Raw genomic sequence first — 21,406 nt, 5'->3', positions numbered from 1 at the left:
ATCCAAAATTTTGACTCAGCGAGTATTACTTACCAGGAAAACATGGTAGGTAAAGAAGATGCTGATGAAAAAGTAAAAAATGGTCCACCTCTTTTCCATGATGCTGGTGATCAGATCACTATGACCATCGCAAAACTAAAAGGAACGAATGCCGTCAAAATAGCAGAGAGTGCCATAGAAGAGATCCAAAAGTCTAAAGAAAAGTTATTAAATAATGGTGTTGGCTTTATCGTAACTCGTAATTATGGTACAAGAGCAAATGAAGCGGTAAATGAACTTGTGCATCACTTGGAGATCACTATACTTATTATCGCTTTGATCCTTGTGCCTTTTCTTGGTTGGAGGGAATCACTGGTTGTGACTATTGCTGTACCGATGATACTTGCGACCACACTTTTCATCGCATTGATGACTGACCAGACGATCAATCGTATTACGTTGTTCGCATTCCTTTTAAGTTTGGGACTGATAGTTGATGATGCGATCATTGTGATTGAAAATATACATAGAAGACTGCACCTTAAAGAGTCTGAAGAGCTTGAATTTGATGATATCATCATACAGGCAACTGATGAAATAGGCCCTTCAACAAACATTGCGACTATTGCTATTATGCTTACGATGATACCTATGGGGTTTGTAGGTGGTATGATGGGGCAATTCATGAAACCAATTCCTTTAAATGTACCGGTAGCGCTTGGTATTTCACTCTTTGTGGCTTATGTATTCGCACCATATTTGGCCCGTAAATTTATTAAGTTTGAAAGTCATGCAAAACCTGTTAAGGAAGAGAATTAATGAAAGATATTGTATATAAGATCATTAACAGTAAACGTAATAAGTGGATCATAACCCTCATTGTTCTCATCTCTATGGGTGCTGCAGTCATGATGATACCTACGAAACTCGTACTTGCTCGTATGCTTCCCGGGAAAAGTGCTAACACTATGACTATCTATGTTGATACAGCAACAAATGCATCGAGTCAAGAAACACAGTCCGTTACGACATGTATCGTAAACTATCTGAAGCAAGAAAGAGAAATCACAGATATGGAAGTATATCTGGGACAGGGTGCACCTCTTGATTATGCAGGTTTAGTAAAAGGAAGTGCGCTTAAAAGGTTGAAAAACCAGGCAGAGATAGTACTTAATTTTACAAACAAAAATGATCGTGATGAGGCCACTTACATGATGGCACATCGTCTACGTCCTCATATTGAAAAAGAGTGTGGGGATATTGTTCCTCATACTTCTATAAAGTTCACAGAGATGCCTGCGGGACCTCCTACTTTGGCGACAATCGTTGTAGAACTTTATAATCCAGATGCGAATGCATTACGAAAAATGGCAGCCCAAGTCGCAAATATACTTGAAGATACAGAAGGGTTAGTTGATGTAGACGTGATGCAGGATGATATTTATACAAAGTATAATCTTGTACCGGATAAGGAAAAGATCATACTGAGTGGACTTAATGTTGAACAGGTCAATCAGATCATCTATCTTGCGTTTAAAGGGATGCCGATAGCTGAAAAAAATACAAAAAATCAGCAGGATCAAATCCCTATTTTTTTAAGGCTCAATGAAGAAACACGTGTAGTAGAAGCAGATACAGAATCTTCTTTGCTCAGTAAGCTTGTCTCATTAGAGCTTATGAATGACAAAGGGATGATGGTACCTATAAGTGAAGTAGTTAAGATAAAAAGTGCGGAATCCAGTCCTACTATCTTTAGAAAAAACCTTAAAAACATGGTTACGATCACTGCAGAATGTGATATGGTCAGTCAAGTGTATCCTCTACTTGAAGCCAGAGAAAAGATGCTAGAGGTACTTAAAACTGATTACAATATGAGTAAAGTACCGGGGATCAACACCTATATGTTTGATCTTATTGCGGTAGATAAAAAGACTGGGGATGAAATACTCATACGTTGGGATGGTGAGATGAAAGTATCTTTAGATACTTTCCGAGACTTGGGTGGTGCATTTATCGCGGCATTGGTATTGATGTTTTTACTCATGGTTGTATATTATAAATCATTTGCTTTGAGTGGTATAGTTCTTATAGGAAGTTTCCTTTCTATCATAGGGGTTATTGTCGGGCATTGGGTTACAGATAAGATATCATTGTATGCAGCCGATACACATTTCTTCCTTACTGCAACATCCCTGATAGGTTTTATCTCACTTATGGGGATCAGTGCAAGAAGTTCTTTGTTACTGATAGATTTTTCAAAGTCTTTAATCGCAGATGAGGGCATGGAAAAGAAAGAAGCCATAGCAGTTGCAACTGCAACACGTGCAAAACCGATCATGCTGACAGCTATAGCCATTATACTTGGAAGTTTATTGTTAGCAACAGACCCTATTTTTGGTGGATTGGGTATTGCACTCATTTTTGGTAGTATTGCTGCTACATTAGTATCATTGTTCTTCATTCCTGTTTTGATGGATAATGCGAGGGCACTGATGCCAGATGAACATCAATTTGATGATGGTGAAAGAAAAGGTACATGGTGTATCTTGACCGATAACCTTAAGTCACTTTTCCCTGGGAAAAAAGAAAAAAAGCGTGAGCATACAGCCCATGAAGATACTCTGTTGTACGAAGGATATGAGTGTGAAGAAACAGATAGGACTACATGGTGTACTCTGATCGATAATATTAAGTCATTTTTTCCTGATAAAAAAGAAGTTAAAGATGATGAAGAGAACTTAGTTCAGACTAAAGATACATTGCATTATGAAGAAGCTAAGCGTAAAGAAGAAGAAAATAATGTGAAATGGCGTACTACATTAATAGATAATGTCAAGTCATTCCTTACTAAGAAAAGTGAAACAAAGGCTGATGATAAAAATAAGATGACATTGAGTACTATGATCGATAAAGTTAAGTCATTTTTAAATGTAAAGACAGAAGATGAAGTAGATAATGCATATGAAAAGGCAAAAGCTGAGCGTGATTTCATAAATTTACATAATATGGGGAACAAACAGTTTCAGAAAAGAGACTTAGATAAAGCTATTGAATCATATGAAAAAGCGTTGAAGATCAAAGAAGATAAAGGTACAAGTTTCAAGCTTGAATTGGCAAAGGTACAGAAGGAAAAAGAGGACAAAAAGAAACAAGCGGAAAAAGACGATAAAAAAGATCAAGATAAAACAGAAGAAGACAAACCGAAAAAAGATGAAAATAAAGATACATTAGACTCTAAAAAAGAGAAAAAGTCTAAAAAGAAAAAAGATGATAAAGAGGAGTAAGCCTTAGCTTACTCTTTTATCTATGTATCTCCCTCGTTAATATATCCTCACATAATATGCTATCCCGATTCTTCTGGTATAGATGATATCAGTTAGATGTATACATATATCTCCATCCCTATAGATCATTATGAAGATAAGACCAAGTAGTATCTCAGTAGTATAGTACGGCTTAGTGTTAATTTCACATATGGAGTTACTAAGAGAGATACCAAAGCACTTCTTAACATACCCTAGGGCTCTTATTATAACGCTTAAGACAGCTGCATCTACATTTGGTATTTAATATGTAAAATAATAACTCTTAAATGGCTTTATTGCTTATTGATGAACACTACAAGAGCTCAATAATATAGATAACATACGTATAAACTAGAATACACTCTTCAAATGTTTTTTTAGATATAGTGTATGTTATTTTTTCAATAATACTTTAGTAGTTGGATGTATGTGTTAAGTGTTATTGATGATAAGAATGAGGATTAAATGTAAAGGAGAGGTTAGAAGAGATGCTGAAACGCATCTCTATCTAAATTTGGAACAGTGTTTAAAACTTATAAGCTAATTGAAAAGAAACACTGTCTTCTGAGTGAGTTGTAGTGATAGAATCCAGACCCATCATGCCTAAAGCAAATGTATCTTCTGCTTCATCTGCATATACATAAGCTAAATCAAGAGAAAATTGTTTACTGAATTCGTAACTACCACCAATAGTATAGTGATCTTCAGCATTTGCAGGGAAACCTAAAAGGTTAAAGAAGTTTAGTCTTGGGTCCATTCCTGCTACTACTGCAGAATCTGCATGGTTGTAACCAAGTCTTACGGTCCATTCGTTTTCTGTATATGCATAACCCACTGCATAGACATCAGAATCATCCCATCCAAAGTCACTATATCCATCAGCATCTGACCATTTTATTTTTTTATAGTCAAATGCAAAAGTGTGTTGACCTATTAGATAGGCGATACCTACACCATATTCTTCAGGTTGTTCGAGTGTGTCTCCGGCAGGAAGAGTGACCCCAAATGGTGCTGTTGCTATAGTCAGTTGGTTATCATAGTCCATTTCTATTGAAGATTTGTATATTGCACCTAAAGTAAGGCCAGGCATACCCTGATCTGCAAAATTATAGGCAAGACCTAAGTTAAATCCAAAACCAAAATCTTGTGCTAACCCCGCACCGTTACTATAGAATGCGCCAGTTGGATTGCCAGACGTGTCAAATTCTGGTGCCATATAATTGATATCTAAGTTACCATACTGAAGCACAGGTGTGACAGCAAGACTTAACCCACCTGTTTTATATGCGATAGGTACACCAAACTGCATAAGTTGAAGGTTTGTTACCATTTGCATGTTACCCATTTGACCAGTTGCTGGATTAAAGGTTGCATCATCATAGTCAGTACCCATACCTGCAGTTCCCCACATACCAATACCTACATACCAATTTTCATCGATCTTATGTGCAATGGAAACCTCAGGGATCATATTCATATCAGCATCACTTGTAAGTGAACCATCAGCTGTAGTATTAAGTGTTGTTTCTATATCTGGCATAAAAACAGTACCACCAAATCCAACTTCACTACTTTCAACACTTGTTATAAGTGCCGCATTCACTAGTCCAGATTCTGCACCATGACTCAACGCGATACCAACTCCACCCATACCTCTTGCTTTAGCACCAACAGCGATAAGATTATCTCCGTTTGTTGCATGTAGCATCGTTGAAGTGATGAGTGACAGTGCAATTAATTTCCCTAAATTTCTTGTCGTTTTAACGTTCATTCCTTGTCCTTTTTAAGTTAATGTAGATTTATAGTACCTAAATTTTATTTAATATTAAAGGATATTTATGTATTTTTGTTATATTTTTTATTAATTGTGTAATATTTGTTTTTATTATAAGTAATGGATATGAGATAATTAAAATTAAGTTATATTTTAATGGGGGAGTGGGGGGATGAAAAAGAATAAATGATATATGTACACCCACTGTGATAGTGGGTGTGTTGTTTTTAGATATTACTTTTTACAAAAGCTTCCATATCTGCAACAACTTCTTCAAGTGTTCTTTCCCCAGAAATAACTTTCAATAAGTTTTTCTCAGTGTAAAATGCTTGAATCTCTGCCAGTGGGTCAGAATAGATCTTCATTCTATCGTTAAATACTTCTTCACTGTCATCACTTCTTTCTTCACCGGGAGCAGCTTCTGCACGACGACCTAAGATTCTGTCACGAGCTACTTGTTCAGATACTCTTACTTCTATTACTGAAGTCAGTTCAATGTTATCTTCTTTTGCAACAAGTGCATCAAATGCAGTCATTTGTTCCGTACTTCTTGGGTACCCATCGATAAGTACATTATCAACAGGTGCGTTGTTGATTGCAGATACGATAGTATTAACGATGATCTCCAGTGGTACAAGAGCACCTTTAGAGATGTAAGATTCTATCTCTTGACCTAATGCAGAACCACTTCCTACTTCTTCACGAAGCATGTCTCCTGTTGAATAGTGTACGATGTTATCGTTGTTTTCAGCAATGATACTTGCATCTGTTGTTTTCCCTGAACCTGGTGCTCCGATGATTAAAAATAGTTTTTTCATAATAGTTTTCCTTTTTCCTATGCTGTTGGCGTTTGTTGTCTAATTCTAAGACTTAGATCTTTAAGTTGTTCTGCATCTACCGGGCTTGGTGCTTGGGTAAGTAGACACTGTGCTTTTTGTGTTTTAGGGAATGCGATGACTTCACGGATACTTGAAGAACCAGTCATCAGCATGATGAGTCTGTCGAGACCCAGTGCAAAACCACCATGTGGCGGTGCACCAAACTTGAGTGCATCCAGTAAGAAACCAAATTTCTCTTGCGCTTCTTCTTCATCGATACCAAGAAGTTTAAAGATCTCTGCTTGCATCTCTTCTTTATGGATACGGATCGATCCACCACCAAGCTCCGTACCGTTAAGTACGATGTCATAAGCGATAGATTCTATCTCTTCGATATCTTCATAATCCAATGATTTTGGCTGTGTAAACGGATGATGTAGTGCTTTAACTCTACCGTCTTCTACTTCAAACATAGGGAAGTCCATGACCCACAAGAACTCAAAAGTATCTTTAGGGATGATATCCATGATCTCTGCAAGATAGATACGGAAACGACCCATATAATCCCATACTAGTTTTTTGTCACCAGCACCAAAGAATACGGCATCACCTACTTCAAGTTCACATCTGTCAACAATAGCTTGAATGTCTTCTTCTGTAAAGAATTTTGCAAGTGGACCTTTAAGACCATCTTCTTTCATCTGGAAGTAACCCAGACCAGATGCACCAAACTTACGTACATACTCTTCAAAACCTTTCATTTGACGTTTTGAAAAGATCTCATCACCTTTTGGTACTTTGAGTGCTTTGATACGGTTTTTCTTAGGTGACTTTGCAATGCTTGAGAAGATCTCATTATCACATCTTTCAAAAATGTCAATTACATCTACCATTGCTAAGTCATAACGCATATCGGGTTTGTCTGAACCGTAGTTTTCCATCGCTTCAGAGTAAGTCATACGGTTAAATGTAGTAGGAATGTCAAAACCACAAGCAGAAAATACATTACTGATGAGTTTCTCGGCGACTTTTATGACGTCTTCCTGATCACAGAAAGACATTTCAACATCTATTTGCGTAAATTCCGGTTGTCTGTCTGCTCTTAAGTCTTCATCTCTGAAACATTTAGCTATCTGGAAGTAACGGTCAAAACCACCTACCATAAGAAGCTGTTTAAAAAGTTGTGGAGACTGTGGAAGTGCATAAAATTCACCACCATGTACACGTGAAGGTACAAGATAATCTCTTGCACCTTCTGGTGTAGATTTAGTAATGATAGGTGTTTCAACTTCAAGGAAGTCCAATTCATCAAGTGCGTTACGTGTAGCGATAGTAGCTTTTGAACGAAGCTTGAAGATATCATAAGACTTTTGTGTTCTAAGTTCTAAGTAACGGTACTTAAGTTTGATCTCTTCATTTACTTTTTCATCATTCAGATCAAAAGGCATAGGCTTAGAACGGTTCTCAATCACAAGTTTGTCGACTACCATTTCAACTTTACCGGTTTTAAGTTTAGGGTTTTCAAGACCTTCACCACGCGCACGCATAGTTCCTGTAGCAACAAGTACATACTGATCTCTTACATCTTCAGCTATTTTGTGGGCTTCTACATTATCTGCAGGGTCACAAACCAATTGTATCACTTCATCTTTATCTCTAAGGTCTATAAATATAAGCCCACCATGGTCTCTACGAGAAGAAACCCAACCCGCAACTGTAACTACTTGTCCGATATGTTCTTCATTTACTTCTGCACAATAATGTGTTCTCATGACTATCCTATATGTTTATATTACCGCGATTATATCAAAAAGTAGTTTAGGGTTAAATTCACTCGAGAAAATATGGCAATATGACATATTTTCAAATACTAACAGTACATTTATGCTACTCTAACAATTATATTACTTAAATAGAGTAGGAAAAAGATGAGTAATCAAAAATTAGCACAGATAAAAACCGCAGGATTTATTTTAAAACCTAATGACCCGGATATAAAAACACTTTTTGAGCGGATCAAGGGAGAGTTTGAAGCTAGAGGTATATCAGTACTTCTTGCCGAAAATTCAGGGAAAATGATAGGTGAAAAAGGTGTAAAGTTTGAAGCTATGTGTAAAGAGGCAGATTTTTTAGTTTCACTTGGTGGAGACGGTACCTTACTTTCATTGGTCCGTCGTTCTCATGGGTATAATAAACCTGTTGTAGGGATCAATGCTGGTACTTTGGGTTTTCTGGCAGATGTGACTATAGATGATGTAGAGCTCTTTTTGGAACAACTTATTCAAGATGAATATCGTATAGATGAACGTATGATGATCGAAGGTTATGTACAAAGAAAAGATGGAAAAAAAGAGCCATTTTTTGCTTTTAATGATGTAGTGATCACACGCCCAGTTGTTTCTAAAATGGCAACTATTTATGCATCCATTGATGGAGAGAGATTTAACACTTATAAGGGAGATGGACTGATCATTGCGACACCTACAGGCTCAACTGCATATAACCTGGCATCAGGTGGTCCAGTTATGTATCCACTTACTCAAGCACTTATCATGACACCCATTATGGCACATTCCTTAACACAGCGTCCTTTAGTAGTACCCGCTGATTTTACCATTGAACTCTCTTCACCTGAAGAACGTATTATTGCCGTGATAGACGGGCAAGATGATTACGAGATGACTTCTGAAGATATATTGGTCATTATGGGAGCAAAACGAGGAGCAAAATTACTTCATAGAAAAGAGCGTAATTATTTTTCTGTATTGAGAGAAAAGCTCTCATGGGGTGATGAAAATTGATAGATCGTTTATATCTGCGTGACCTTGTTACTTTTGATGAAGTAGAGCTTGAGTTTGATAAGGGGCTAGTCGTTTTAACTGGGCCAAGTGGAGCAGGCAAGTCTGTACTGATGTCTGCCATACTTTCCAGCTTCGGATACGCTACACAAGGCGCTGCAGCACTGTGTGAAGTGAATTTGGTTAAACCTAAGGGCTTGCAAAGTGAAGCGTATGAACTTGAAAATGACATGACTGTCAAAACACTGAAAAAAGAGAAACTTCGTTATTTTATAGATGGACAAAACATCTCTAAAAAAGCATTGGCTGAAATGTTTGTACCTTATGTTAAATATCTGTCCGTGCGTGACAGAGGCGGTTTCGAATCAGCAACACTGTTAGAGATGATCGATACCCAGCTTATAGCAAAAGATAAAACATTTAAAATGTCGTTCAAAGAGTACAAAAAACGTTATAAAAATTATAAAGAAAAAGCTTCCCAACTTTCAAAGATAAAAGAAGATGAAGCAAAGCTTGCCGAACTCATAGAATTTGCCACATTTGAAGTAGAAAAAATATCCTCAATAAACCCCCAAATAAGGGAAGAAGAGGAGTTACTGAAAGTTAAGCAACAACTCTCCCGTATAGATAAGATAAAAGATGCACTTTTAAATGCTACAGATATTTTTGCTTTAGAAGGAAGTGTTGAAGAGGTCTATAGACTTTTAGAGAAAGACGGGTCTCTGTTTACTGATGCAATGAATCAGCTTCGTGCTGATTTTGAAGAGACAGAAAATCTCGCAGATGAACTTGAAGATGTAGATGTAGAGGAGGTCTTGGATCGCCTTGGTGATCTTACGACACTTAAAAATCGTTATGGAAGTATAGAAGAAGCTTTAGTTTATAAAGAAGCCAAGGAGAAAGAACTTTCCGGATATAAAAATATAGAAAAAGACAAGAGTATGCTAGAGTCTTTTTTAGCTTTAGAGTTTTCAGAATTAAATATTATTTCTTCAAAACTTTCTCAGTTACGTCAAAAAGAAGCAAAGTGTCTTGAAAAGTCTTTGGCAGAGTATCTAACTACACTCAAACTTCCTGCCCTCAGTTTTGTGTTTTCTTCCACTTCTTTATCGGATAACGGTAGTGACAGCCTAGATGTTATGCTTGGAAGTTCTAAAACATCTACACTTAGTGGAGGAGAGTTTAACCGTGTACGTTTGGCCTTGATGGCAACTACAATTCCTGCAGATAATAGTAAACAGGGTGTACTTATATTGGATGAAATCGATGCAAATGTCAGTGGAGATGAATCTATTGCTATTGCCGAGATGATATATAAGCTTGCAAGTGTATATCAAGTATTTGCCATCTCACACCAGCCGCATCTCTCCGCCAAGGCACAACAGCATATCGTAGTAACAAAAACAGGAGAAAATAGTAAAGTAGAAGTACTAAATGATTCAACTCGTGTGTCTGAGATAGCACGTATAATTGCTGGAGAAAATCCAACTGCTGAAGCAATGGAGTTTGCTAAAAAATTAAGAGCATAAAATGTGATTAGTCACATGAGTTAACTGCTGAAGTTAACTCAGCGTTAGCGTAGGTTTTTTGGCAAAGCCCAAAAATCGTTTTTTACTAGGTATATTGTACTTTTAGCTCATCATTATAGTGTATGAGATGTTCAAAATATGCTCTGACTATGTCAATATCCGTACCCGATTTAACATAGGTATTGTAATCAACTAAAAGGTCTGAGACTCCACCTGTCCCCAAGTTTGTTGCTGAACCTTTAATACCGTGTGTCAATCGTTCTATCTGATGGAAATCAAGGTCCTGCATGGCTTTTTCTATTAGAGGAAATTGTTCTTCTATTTGCGGGATGAGTTCAGCTACAAATTCTTTTGCTTCTTCATCGGAAAGTCCCATTTCTACTAGACGTATATGTGTGAATTTAGGATAATTTGCTTCCGGTAGTGTTTTTGTTTCTTTTATTACTTCAGGTTTTGGTTCAGGTTTTAGTTCGGGTTTTGGTTCAGGTTTTGCTTGAGGTTTTGCTTGAGGTTTGGGAGCGGATTTGGGTTTGGGAGTGACTTTTTCAGGTGCTGGTGAAGGAGCAGTTTTTTTATTCGGTTCTTTACGTCTTGTTCGTCTTTCCTGTTGATACTTTTTTTCATTTCTATATTCAAGAAAAATAAGTAAAACGACAATGAAAATAAAGACATATAAGATAATTTCTCCACCCATATCGGCCCCTCTAAATTATAATTTATGCTCAACTATAACTTATTCAAGATTAGATTAAGGTGTATAAATATACTTCTATAGAAGATTTTTGTTATAATGGATAAAAAAGGATAGGGTGCGAATGTTAGTAGATACACATTGTCATTTAGATGATGAACGATATTTTGATGATATAGAGCAGGTTTTAGAAAATGCCAAGCAAAAAGGCGTGGAGAAATTCATTATACCTGGTGCAGATCCAAAGACATTGCAACGAGCTGTTGAGTTAGCTGAAACATATGATAGTGTGTATTTTTCAGTAGGTGTGCACCCTTATGATGCCCGTAATTATGACAGATCATATTTGGAACAGTTTGTAAAACATCCTAAATGTGTTGCTGTAGGTGAATGCGGATTAGACTATTTTAGACTGCCAGAATCACAAGATGAGATCGAAGAAGAGAAAAAACTGCAAAAAGAGATTTTTTTAGACCAGATACTATGGGCGAAAGAGATACAAAAACCTTTGATAGTCCATATAAGAGAATCAAGTGCGGATTGTCTTGCCTTGTTGGATGAACATGCGGGTGAGAAGGGTGGTGTTTTGCACTGTTATAATGCAGATGAGTCATTACTCAAACTGGCTAATAAGAACTTTTATTATGGGATCGGTGGTGTTCTGACATTTAAAAATGCCAAAAAACTGATCAATGTATATCCTAAAATTCCTCAAGATAAATTACTCATAGAAACGGATGCACCATATCTGACGCCTCATCCACATCGTGGAGAAAGAAATGAGCCCAGTTATACTACATTTGTTGCAGATAAGATGAGTGAACTCTCTTCTCTAAGTACACGTGAAATCGAAAAATTGAGTACACAAAATGCCGAAAGACTTTTTAGCTTCAAATGCGTAGGTTTATAAGATATTTCAGATCTGTAGTACTTATACAAGTTTTATGTATCAGTACTGCGTATGCCTTATCATTGGAAACAAAATACCCTAGCTATAGCTATGTATTCAATGAATTTGATGTGGATGAATCTTATTTGTACGATGAGGGTTTCATCTCTTTTGTTTCAAAGCAGGAAAAAAATCTTAAATCATTTTATAAACATTCATTGCGTCGAGGTAAAGAGGTATTGCCTATGATGCAGGGGCTTCTAATTGATGATGGTGTGAGTGATCTGTTTATCTATCTTTCTATGGTGGAATCCGGATTTTCTTCAGATGCTGTTTCCCCTAAAAAAGCTGTAGGTCTATGGCAGTTCATGCCTGCGACTGCAAGAGACTATAAACTAACTGTATGTAACAACTATGATGAACGATGTGACACAGTCAGTGCTACATCTGCAGCGATAAATTATCTTAATAAACTTCATAAACAGTTTGGTAAATGGTATTTGGCAGCCTTAGCATACAATTGTGGTGAAGGTTGTCTCAGCAGAGCTATAAAGCGTGCAGGAACAGATGATCTAAGTGTATTAACAGATGGAAACTTAAAGTATTTACCTCGTGAAACACGTCAGTACATGAAAAAGATCCTTCTTGTTGCCATGATAGGTGAAAGTTTTACATTGGGGTTCAGCAATGATAAAAATGAGATTTTTGACAACCCACTCATTCAGGTTGACGTACTTGCAGGAACATCATTAAAAGAGATTGCTGCACTGCTTAAAATAAAAGAAGAAAAGCTTTTGGATCTCAATAGGGGATTGAAAAATGGTGTTGTACCTCATGATAATGCTATGTATAAAATTACGATTCCCATAGAAAAAATGTATGCTTTTTATTTACGTTATGAAGTGCCTGAAGTGAATAAAGAATATAAATCACATATGATCTCACACAATGTAAGTTTGGGTGAGACCCTGGAAGCTATTGCAACATATTATGAAGCAGATAGGGAAGAGATAAAAACATCCAATCATCTGACAGATGACTTTTTGACAGTAGGTATGCTTTTGGTAATTCCTGTCACTCAAAATGTATTTGAAAAATGTTTAAATAGGCCTTGACAGTAATTATTGTGGAGTATTATGTAGATGAATATAACAAGCAAAAACAAAGTCAAATAAAGTGATAATATCTGCTTAAATATAAATGAACTGCAGAGGTATTATGAAGAGACTGGTATCCCCTATATTATTGATAGCCGTATTGGGGACATGTACTCTTTTTACAGGGTGTGGACCGGAACCTAAAGAGGCTAAAGCTACAAAATATACTAGTGCTGCAAGACATAAAGCTACTATGCGTTCATATAAGGTATTGGGTAAAAGATACCATCCTACGTATGTAGAAGTTGGACAGGTCATGAATGGGATCTCAAGTTGGTATGGACCTAATTTTCATGGTAAACAGACAAGTAATGGTGAAGTGTATGATATGCATGCAAGAACAGCAGCACACAAAACATGGCCAATGGATACTATGGTAAAAGTAAAGAACTTGCAAAATGGAAAAAGTACTATAGTGAGAATTAATGATAGGGGGCCTTTTGTAAGAGGTCGTATCATAGACTGTAGTTATAAGGCAGGTAAAGAGATAGGGCTTGATAGAATGGGTATCGCTAAAGTTTCTGTTGAAGTGGTCGGTTTTGCAGGAAAAATACAATCTGATGCTACCATTGCTAGAAATAAAAGAGAACATACACAAGAGCGCGTAGTTCTCTCTAATTTTGGCGTACAAGTCGGGGCCTTCAGACGTCATGCTGGGGCACAAACATATCAACGTAAATATACAGGCGTGTATGGTAATTACAAGCCTGTCATCAAACGTTTTTCAGATGTGGATGGCGCAGCGCTTTATAGAGTATGGCTTATGGGCTTTGGATCTGAGCAGGAAGCAAGAGACTTTAAAGATAACAATGATTTAGCTGGTGCATTCATAGTTAGAAATTAAACAATAGAAAATTACAGGAAAAAAAATGATAGAAGTTACAAGAGAAACCAAAGAAACACAAATCTCAGTTAAACTTAACCTTTATGGTTCAGGGAAAGCAAGTATCAATACAGGTGTAGGTTTTTATGATCATATGCTTGAAGCATTTACAAAGCATGCACATATCGACATGGAAGTAACTTGTACCGGTGATACCCATATAGATGACCATCATACAGTTGAAGATGTGGGTATTGTGATAGGTCAGGCACTTAAAAAAGCGATCTATCCTGTACAGAGTATAGAACGTTTTGGAAATGCTACTGTGGTAATGGATGAAGCAAGTGTTACTTGTGACATAGATCTGTCAAATCGCGGCTATCTTGTTTTTGAACTTCCTATTGGTGGTAAAGTAGGGGACTTTGATGTGGAGCTTGTGGAAGAGTTCTTTAAAGCTTTTGCATTTAATCTTCCTTTAACACTGCACCTTATTTATAATCGTGGTAAAAACAAACATCACATTATTGAAGGAGCATTCAAGGCACTTGCTGTTGCTCTTCGTAGAGCGGTGACTGTAAATGAAAATGCAGGTATACCAAGTACAAAGGGTGTACTGTGAGTATTAAATTAATTGTCCTTGATGTAGATGGGACGATGACAGACAGTCGTATCACCTACAGTGAACATGGCGATGAGATCAAGTCTTTTAATGTCAAAGATGGTTTAGCCATAGCATCCTGGAGAAAACTTGGTAGGCATGTAGCTATCATTACAGGAAGATCTTCTGATATTGTTGCACGTCGTGCCAAAGAGTTACGTATAGAACACTTTTATCAAGGTATACATAATAAAAAAGAGGTATTAGAATCTCTCTTGGAGAAGATGGACCTGACTATGGATAATGTTGCAGCCATAGGAGATGATCTTAATGACTTACAGATGCTTAAAGCAGCTAAAATGTCTTTTGTACCAAGAGATTCAAGTGCCTATGTAGATAAAATTGCCACTGTAATACTTACTAAAAGAGGTGGAGACGGAGCAGTACGTGAGATGATAGAACATCTTATAGTAAAAGAAGGACTTGAAGAGAAGTATCTGGAGCTATGGGCATAAAATTAGAATTTATACTGATCATTGCTATTATTGGGATCATAGCAGGATCCCTAATGCTAAAATTACGTAATGTACCTGTACCAACTAAGGTACTGACTAAAGAAGTAAAATTTACAAATACAACTTTGATAGAAGTAGACACAAGCAACATGAAAAGTCGGGCATATACAACGCATGGCGTTAGAGACCAAGGTGTTTTGACATTAGATAACATCGTATATCTAGGTGATACTATAGAGTCTCTTTCTGCGAATAAAGCTAGACTTAAAGATGAGTTCCTCCACTTGGATGGGGATGTTGTTGTGCAGGAAAGAGGTGGTTATAAGTATGAAACTCAACATGCCATTTATAATAAAAAAACTGAAATTTTAAATATCACATCACCTTTTACCGGTGTGAGAGGTCCAAACATTATTCAGGGTGAAAGTATGGAGTATGATACACGTAAGAAAAAGGCTACAGGTACAACTGTCGGTACCGTATTTTATACGCCAGACAAGTAATATCATGGTACAATGTTTCATTAAATAGCTTATAAAGGGGTTATATTGAATTTTTTTAAAATTATACTTTTACTCATGCTTACACAAACACTTTTTGCAGAAAAGGTAGAAATCACCTCTACATCTATGGAGGCAGAAGAGTTAAAAAAAGAAGTACATTTTATAGGTGATGCGAAAATAATTAAAGGTACTGATTGGCTACATGCTGAGAGAGTAATCGTTTACTTTGGTGAAAATAATGAAACAAGTAAATATGAAGCTATTGGATCTGTATCTTTTGAGTTTAAAAAAGATGAGAATCATTTTAAAGGGAGTGCGGATAAAGTAATATATAATATTCTTGAATCACTTTATGTCCTAAAAGGAAAAGCAGTTATAGATGATCTGGTCAAGAAAAGTCATGTAGATGGTGATGAGATCATGCTTAACATGTCTACGGGGAGTGTAGATGTTAAAGGTAGCAGTAAAAAGCCGGTGAAGTTTATTTTTGATATGAAGGATAAATAGTGAGTATACCTCGTGTAGTAGAAGCGGAGTTTATCAAGTCAGCACAGAGTATCGCTGATTCGTTACCTGAAGATATGAGTGAAGTGGTTTTTTTAGGACGTTCAAATGTAGGTAAAAGTTCAACACTGAATTCCTTAACACAAAGAAAGAACTTGGCAAAAAGTTCAGCTACACCAGGGAAAACACAACTGATCAATTTTTTTCAAACGAGATACCTTTATAACGAACAGAGTTACCCTGTACGTTTTGTAGATCTACCGGGATTCGGATATGCTAAAGTCTCTAAATCATTGAAAGAAGTTTGGCAGAAGAACCTTGTAGAATTTATACAGCATCGTGTCTCTATACGTTTGTTTATCCATCTGCGTGATGCACGTCATCCACATGCGAAAATAGATGATGATGTTGAAACGTATATCTCTGAATTCATTCGTCCTGATCAGAAATATTTGACAGTATTTACAAAGATAGATAAGCTCAATCAAAAAGAGAGAGCAAAGCTTAAAAGAGAATTTCCCGGATCTATTACTCTCTCTAATTTGAAAAAGAATGGTCATGACCGAGTTCACCAAGTAATACTGCAAACGATTTTTGGTGTAGATGATGAACCTAAAATAGAAAATGGGGAAGAAGGGTGATCGAACTAGTCAAAGCAAAACTAAGTGATATTCCTGCGATGCAGGCACTGGTTGTTTCTGAAGTGAAGGATGGAATTATTCTTAACCGTACAGAAGATGAAGTTGCAACAAATATACGCTCTTATGTCTTAGCAAAAGATGGAGATAAACTGGTTGGATACACAGCTTTACATGTACATTCAAGAAGATTAGCAGAGATTAGAAGTCTCATTGTTGATGAAGCCTATCGTGGACAAAGAGTAGGTCAAAGAATGGTGCAGTTCACATTGGATGAAGCCAAAAATATAGGTGTAGAAGAAGATGTACTTGTTTTAACTTATCTGCCACAGTTCTTTCTCAACCTAAACTTTAAAGAGATCAACAAAGAGGTGATACCTGAACATAAAATTTGGGCTGATTGTATTAAGTGTATCCATTTTCCTATTTGTAATGAAGTAGCTTTAGTCTACAAATTAGCTTAATCTGAGTATTCATATGGATCATGTAACCAAAGCTCAACATGGCCTGTTTTTTTGGTTATTTACTGGGATATTTATCTTTTTTTATCCTATGCTCATCTCTATTTATGTTTTTTTACCTCTACTTATAGGGGCCATGGGTTATATGTTAGTGCAGGGTTTAGAGAGAGGAAAATCACCTTTTATTTTACTTGCTATCGTATACATGATCAATTTAGAAATTAATCTCTCTTTGCCTGTCTTTCTTATCATTATTTCTACTTTATTGTTTTATGTCATTGTGTACCCCTATTTTAAACATTTTCGAAAATGTCAGATATGTAGACCGCTATTGAGTGTCGTAGTTTTAGATATTATGTATCTAGGATCCCTGTTTACTTATGATTTTATTTTTCAGACACAGAGTATTATTTTAGATGATATTTTACTCTATACCCTTATCGTAGATATGTTAGTTGTGGTGATCTTATGAGATATAAGTTTATCATATTGGTTTTCCTCATTTTTTGGGGTGTCATGATAACACGACTTTATCATGTCAGTATCAAATCCAATTTTTACTATGAAGGATTGGCAAAAGACAATATAGAAAGAAAACAATTTATCAAACCTGTAAGAGGGGAGATAACCGATGTTCATGGAAATCTACTGGCCATGAACCAGATAGGTTTTTCACTCTCCATTGCTCCACACTTAAAGGTTAAGAACCATCATCTGGAAAATGTCATCGATATACTGGTTGAAACATTTCCTGATCTCAACAAAACGGTGATGTTAAAAGTCTATAAAAAATACAATTCTCCTTATAATCATAAGTATATCAAGGTCGTTGATTTTATACATTACTCAGATATGATGGGTGCATACCCCAAGTTGAGTTTAGTAGAAAATATTAAAATAGAAGCAGAAACAAAACGCTATTACCCTTATGGAAAGTATGCAGCACATATCGTTGGATATACAGGAAGATCCAATAAAAAAGAAAATGAAAAAGACCCTGTGGTCAATGAAGTAGGTAAAATAGGAAAGAGTGGCTTAGAACGTCATTATAATAAAGTACTAGAAGGTGAACTAGGCTATGAGGTCAGTAAAGTAACTGCAACGAACAAAGCCATAGAAGTACTTGAAAAAGAACTTCCCAAAGACAATAAAAATATACGTCTCAACATAGATATAGAGCTGCAGAAAATGATCTATGAACGTTTTGGAGATCATACCGGTGTAGCAGTTGTCATGCGTACCAATGGTGAAGTGTTATCCGCAGTCAGTTACCCTTCATATGACCCCAATCTTTTTGTGGGAGGTATCAGCACTAAAGACTGGAAAGCCTTGCAGGATGATCTTGCACATCCTTTTACAAATAAATTCATACATGGAACATATCCTCCTGGTTCTACTATAAAAATGGGGATGGCTTTGGCATATTCTAAAGCTTTGCCTAACTCACTTGGTACTCCGGAATATTGTAACGGGCATATCACACTTGGTACAAGTAAACACAAATTTAGATGTTGGTCAAGATGGGGACATGGTAAAGTGGAATTGAGAAAAGCCATACGTGAAAGTTGTGATGTCTATTTTTACAATAAGAGTTTAAAAGTAGGGATCGATGCAATGGCAAAACATCTTCGTACTTTTGGTTTAGGTGTAAAAACCGGTGTTGACCTGCCACGTGAGTACGCAGGTGTCATGCCAGATAAAGCATGGAAGATGAAACGTTACAAACAACCATGGTATATGGGCGAAACGGTTATCTCATCCATTGGTCAGGGATATGACTTGACCACGCCTCTACAGGTCGCACGCTATACAGGGCTAATGGCAACTTCGAAGCTTGCCACTCCGTATATTGCAAGAGAGGTAGATGGTAAAGTGATGAGATCTGAAATGAAGTCTTTGGATTTTGATGCATACTATTTAAGCGAGATCAGAAAAGGGATGTATGACGTGTGTAATGTAAAGAGTGGTACGGCATATAAAGCGATGGGTAAACTACCTATTGTCGTTGCCGGTAAAACAGGTACTTCACAAGTGACTTCTATCCCTCAATCAACGCAAAAACGTTTAAAAGAAGAAGAGTTGGCCTATTACCATCGTTCACACGCTTGGATCACTACATATGCTCCGTATGAAGATCCCAAATACATCGTTACTGTATTGGTAGAACATGGAGGACATGGTGGTAGTACTGCAGGCCCTATTGCGGCAGATATTTATAAATGGCTTTTCAAAAAAGGATACTTTTCTGAGACAGAAATGGTTGAGGATAAAGTAGATAATAATAGTTCCAAATAATACTTTACATATTTTGTAAAGTATTATTTAAGAAGAGTCCTAAAATAATGATGAGGCTGATACCGGCTGATTTTGTATAGAGTTTGTTCGCTGTGATGAAAACAAGAATCAGGGTTGCTACGAGCATTGTAGCAATGTCAAAGATATATGTTGGCGCATCGATACTCATAGGATTTGTGAAAGCTGCTGCCCCAAGTACTATGGTAGTGTTTGCCATATTAGATCCAATGATGTTTCCTATAGCCATATCAACTTTACCTTTAACCGCTGCAGAAATACTTACAACCAGTTCCGGTAATGATGTACCCAACGAGATCATGATAATACCTATGATCCACTCTGAAATACCAAAGCTCTTCGCAATGTCAGAAGCGCTTTCTACAGTGAAATGTGCACCAATAATGACTAAAACAAACCCAGCTAAAAGAATAGGAATGGTTTTAGCCCAAGAGAAACTACCTATATCCAGATCTTCCAGATCTTCTTCAGGAATGTTCTTTGCATCTTGAAGAAGAAATACCAGATACGCACCCATTAAAAGCATTAAAAGTGCGGCATCAAATCTGGATATCATACCATCAATTATCATTAAAATAAATACCAGTACAGGTACCAGTGCCCATGTACTGTCTTTTGCAAAGAAATCTCTGCTTGGATTGATCTTCGTTGCAATAAGGAAAACAGTTGCCAATACAAGAGTAATATTGAGTACATTACTTCCTATCACATTGGCTACAGCTATATCGGGTTTATTACTTAAACTGGCAGCAATACTTGCTGCCATCTCAGGTAAGGAGGTACCAAGGGCGATGAGTGTCGCACCGATGATAAACTCTGGTATGTTAAACTTTAAAGCGATGCGCTCACTTTGGTTTATAAGTAGGTCAGCACCCCAGATCAACACGCCCATGGCGATAACAAAAATAACAAAACTCAAATTAATACTCCTCTGTTCTTACGATTAAACTTTTTGGTAGATCAAACTGTTCTATGAGTTCTTTTTCTCTTGCTCTCATTTCACCATCATCATTCTCATGGTCAAAGCCCAGTAGGTGAAGCATACCATGGATGAATAACAGTGAGAGTTCATCTTGAATAGTGTGTCCAAAATCTGCTGCTTTTTCTTTTACAAATGACTCAGCTATGATGATAGACCCTAAGGGCATGCCAAAGATAGGCTGCTCAGTAAAAGGAGCCTCTATAGGGAAGGAGAGTACATCTGTCGTACTGTCCTTACCTCTGTGCTCAGCATTGAGCTCTTGCATTGTTGCATCATCTGTGATGATAAGTTCTACTTCTTGGGTAGAAAGAGTTTGAGCTATCTTCTCAAGTGCCTCTATGTCGACTGCCAATGTTGTTTGATTATCTAAATCTATCATGCTCGAAGTTTACCCAAATATTGGTAAAATGGCAGTAAAAATAGTATGGTGATATTAAAATGATATACACCGTACTATTAAGTGAGGCTTTAGAGAGAGGCACCAAGGGCATTCCCTTCGGTCAATTTTCACGGGGCTTTTCTTAGTGAAAAGGAGAAGAGTATGTCAAAACGAGCTGTATGTATTATTTCCGGGGGTATGGACAGTGCATTGAGTGCTAAGATCGCACAAGTGGATGGCTATGAAATTATCGCTTTGCATTTTAACTATGGGCAGCGTACACAGGAGAAAGAACTTGAATGTTTCCGTAAGGTTGCATCAGCAGTAGATGCAAGTGAAGAGTATGAGATCGACCTGCCTTTTTTTGAACAGATAGGTGCTTCTGCTTTGACAGATAAGAGTATCGATGTACCTACCGGGGGTATAGAAGAAGGTGTACCAGTTACCTATGTGCCTTTTAGAAATGGTATTTTCCTCTCCATCGCTGCTGCAGTTGCTGAAAAGCATGCTGCTGAAGCACTTTTTATCGGTGTGGTAGAGGAAGACAGTTCCGGATATCCTGACTGTCGTGAGAGTTATATAGAACAGATGCAAAAAGCCATTAATCTGGGTACAAAAGATGAAACGAATTTAGAGATAAAGATGCCATTGGTGGCTTTGAAGAAAAGTCAGATAGTGCAAAAGTCTTTAGAGCTTGATGTACCATTGAAAGATACGTGGAGTTGTTATAAATCTGAAGAGATGGCTTGT

Annotated in this window: 22 protein-coding genes; 16 read left to right on the top strand and 6 right to left on the bottom strand. The window is 36.9% G+C overall.

The annotated features are described in order from the left end of the window. Window positions 1–798: efflux RND transporter permease subunit (locus ABYK33_RS06035; RefSeq protein WP_373032132.1), on the top strand; the 798-nt coding region annotated here is incomplete at its 5' end. Beyond that, window positions 798–3,263 (top strand): efflux RND transporter permease subunit, encoded by a 2,466-nt coding sequence (locus ABYK33_RS06030; RefSeq protein ID WP_373032131.1) that lies wholly within the window; start codon window positions 798–800, stop codon window positions 3,261–3,263. The genes ABYK33_RS06035 and ABYK33_RS06030, both read left to right, overlap by 1 nt. Window positions 3,264–3,810: 547 nt before the next feature. Here the strand turns inward: ABYK33_RS06030 and ABYK33_RS06025 are convergent. The 3 genes from ABYK33_RS06025 to aspS form a co-directional block, all read right to left on the bottom strand. Beyond that, entirely contained in the window at window positions 3,811–5,055 is a 1,245-nt protein-coding gene (locus ABYK33_RS06025; RefSeq protein WP_373032130.1) for an OmpP1/FadL family transporter, read from the bottom strand. A gap of 230 nt (window positions 5,056–5,285) precedes the next feature. Continuing rightward, window positions 5,286–5,876, bottom strand: coding sequence for an adenylate kinase (locus ABYK33_RS06020; RefSeq protein WP_373032129.1), 591 nt, complete (start codon window positions 5,874–5,876; stop codon window positions 5,286–5,288). 17 nt (window positions 5,877–5,893) lie between these two features. Then, window positions 5,894–7,648 carry an aspartate--tRNA ligase gene (gene aspS, locus ABYK33_RS06015; protein ID WP_373032128.1) on the bottom strand — a complete coding sequence of 585 codons (1,755 nt, stop codon included), beginning with the start codon at window positions 7,646–7,648 and terminating at the stop codon, window positions 5,894–5,896. A 156-nt stretch (window positions 7,649–7,804) separates the two neighbouring features. On the opposite strand from aspS, the gene ABYK33_RS06010 reads away from it, so the two are divergent. Together ABYK33_RS06010 and ABYK33_RS06005 are read left to right on the top strand one after the other, a co-directional pair. Further along, window positions 7,805–8,677 carry an NAD(+)/NADH kinase gene (locus tag ABYK33_RS06010; protein ID WP_373032127.1) on the top strand — a complete coding sequence of 291 codons (873 nt, stop codon included), beginning with the start codon at window positions 7,805–7,807 and terminating at the stop codon, window positions 8,675–8,677. Then, window positions 8,674–10,203 (top strand): AAA family ATPase, encoded by a 1,530-nt coding sequence (locus ABYK33_RS06005; protein ID WP_373032126.1) that lies wholly within the window; start codon window positions 8,674–8,676, stop codon window positions 10,201–10,203. The genes ABYK33_RS06010 and ABYK33_RS06005 overlap by 4 nt, the downstream gene beginning before the upstream one ends. An 85-nt stretch (window positions 10,204–10,288) precedes the next feature. On the opposite strand, the gene ABYK33_RS06000 is transcribed toward ABYK33_RS06005, so the two are convergent. Further along, window positions 10,289–10,897: an Hpt domain-containing protein gene (locus ABYK33_RS06000; protein WP_373032125.1), complete on the bottom strand. Its 609-nt coding sequence runs from the start codon at window positions 10,895–10,897 to the stop codon at window positions 10,289–10,291. A 121-nt stretch (window positions 10,898–11,018) separates the two neighbouring features. Between ABYK33_RS06000 and ABYK33_RS05995 the strand changes: the two genes are divergently transcribed. The 11 genes from ABYK33_RS05995 (at window position 11,019) to mrdA (ending at window position 19,277) form a co-directional block, all read left to right on the top strand. Then, window positions 11,019–11,804 (top strand): TatD family hydrolase, encoded by a 786-nt coding sequence (locus tag ABYK33_RS05995; RefSeq protein WP_373032123.1) that lies wholly within the window; start codon window positions 11,019–11,021, stop codon window positions 11,802–11,804. A 62-nt stretch (window positions 11,805–11,866) separates the two neighbouring features. Next, complete coding sequence (locus ABYK33_RS05990) at window positions 11,867–12,898, top strand: transglycosylase SLT domain-containing protein (protein WP_373032122.1); 1,032 nt, start codon at window positions 11,867–11,869, stop codon at window positions 12,896–12,898. A 103-nt stretch (window positions 12,899–13,001) separates the two neighbouring features. After that, window positions 13,002–13,784: a septal ring lytic transglycosylase RlpA family protein gene (locus ABYK33_RS05985; RefSeq protein WP_373032121.1), complete on the top strand. Its 783-nt coding sequence runs from the start codon at window positions 13,002–13,004 to the stop codon at window positions 13,782–13,784. A 25-nt stretch (window positions 13,785–13,809) separates the two neighbouring features. Next, on the top strand, window positions 13,810–14,382 hold the full coding sequence (gene hisB, locus ABYK33_RS05980; protein ID WP_373032120.1) for an imidazoleglycerol-phosphate dehydratase HisB: 573 nt from the start codon (window positions 13,810–13,812) through the stop codon (window positions 14,380–14,382). After that, window positions 14,379–14,876 (top strand): KdsC family phosphatase, encoded by a 498-nt coding sequence (locus ABYK33_RS05975; protein WP_373032119.1) that lies wholly within the window; start codon window positions 14,379–14,381, stop codon window positions 14,874–14,876. Before hisB ends, ABYK33_RS05975 begins: the two co-directional genes overlap by 4 nt. After that, entirely contained in the window at window positions 14,867–15,379 is a 513-nt protein-coding gene (lptC, locus tag ABYK33_RS05970; protein WP_373032118.1) for an LPS export ABC transporter periplasmic protein LptC, read from the top strand. Before ABYK33_RS05975 ends, lptC begins: the two co-directional genes overlap by 10 nt. A 45-nt stretch (window positions 15,380–15,424) precedes the next feature. Next, window positions 15,425–15,886: a lipopolysaccharide transport periplasmic protein LptA gene (gene lptA / locus ABYK33_RS05965; protein ID WP_373032117.1), complete on the top strand. Its 462-nt coding sequence runs from the start codon at window positions 15,425–15,427 to the stop codon at window positions 15,884–15,886. Continuing rightward, window positions 15,886–16,524, top strand: a complete 639-nt coding sequence (gene yihA / locus ABYK33_RS05960; protein ID WP_373032116.1) for a ribosome biogenesis GTP-binding protein YihA/YsxC — start codon at window positions 15,886–15,888, stop codon at window positions 16,522–16,524. Before lptA ends, yihA begins: the two co-directional genes overlap by 1 nt. Next, window positions 16,521–16,985, top strand: coding sequence for an N-acetyltransferase (locus ABYK33_RS05955; protein ID WP_373032115.1), 465 nt, complete (start codon window positions 16,521–16,523; stop codon window positions 16,983–16,985). Before yihA ends, ABYK33_RS05955 begins: the two co-directional genes overlap by 4 nt. A 133-nt stretch (window positions 16,986–17,118) precedes the next feature. After that, the gene (locus ABYK33_RS05950) at window positions 17,119–17,454 is read left to right on the top strand and encodes a hypothetical protein (protein ID WP_373032114.1); all 336 of its coding nucleotides are present in this window, start codon (window positions 17,119–17,121) and stop codon (window positions 17,452–17,454) included. A gap of 44 nt (window positions 17,455–17,498) precedes the next feature. Further along, entirely contained in the window at window positions 17,499–19,277 is a 1,779-nt protein-coding gene (mrdA, locus tag ABYK33_RS05945) for a penicillin-binding protein 2 (RefSeq protein ID WP_373032113.1), read from the top strand. A 4-nt stretch (window positions 19,278–19,281) separates the two neighbouring features. Here mrdA and ABYK33_RS05940 read toward each other — a convergent pair whose 3' ends face one another. Together ABYK33_RS05940 and ybeY are read right to left on the bottom strand one after the other, a co-directional pair. Beyond that, window positions 19,282–20,214 (bottom strand): calcium/sodium antiporter, encoded by a 933-nt coding sequence (locus ABYK33_RS05940; RefSeq protein ID WP_373032111.1) that lies wholly within the window; start codon window positions 20,212–20,214, stop codon window positions 19,282–19,284. A gap of 1 nt (window position 20,215) precedes the next feature. Beyond that, window positions 20,216–20,656 carry an rRNA maturation RNase YbeY gene (ybeY, locus tag ABYK33_RS05935; RefSeq protein ID WP_373032110.1) on the bottom strand — a complete coding sequence of 147 codons (441 nt, stop codon included), beginning with the start codon at window positions 20,654–20,656 and terminating at the stop codon, window positions 20,216–20,218. 162 nt (window positions 20,657–20,818) lie between these two features. On the opposite strand from ybeY, the gene queC reads away from it, so the two are divergent. Beyond that, on the top strand, window positions 20,819–21,406 hold a 588-nt coding region (gene queC, locus ABYK33_RS05930), incomplete at its 3' end, for a 7-cyano-7-deazaguanine synthase QueC (RefSeq protein ID WP_373032109.1).

It is taken from the genome of Sulfurovum sp. (genome assembly GCF_041562805.1).
Lineage (GTDB): Bacteria > Campylobacterota > Campylobacteria > Campylobacterales > Sulfurovaceae > Sulfurovum.
The sequence above is the reverse complement of the archived record's forward strand: the minus strand, read 5'-3'. Positions and strand labels throughout refer to the sequence as shown.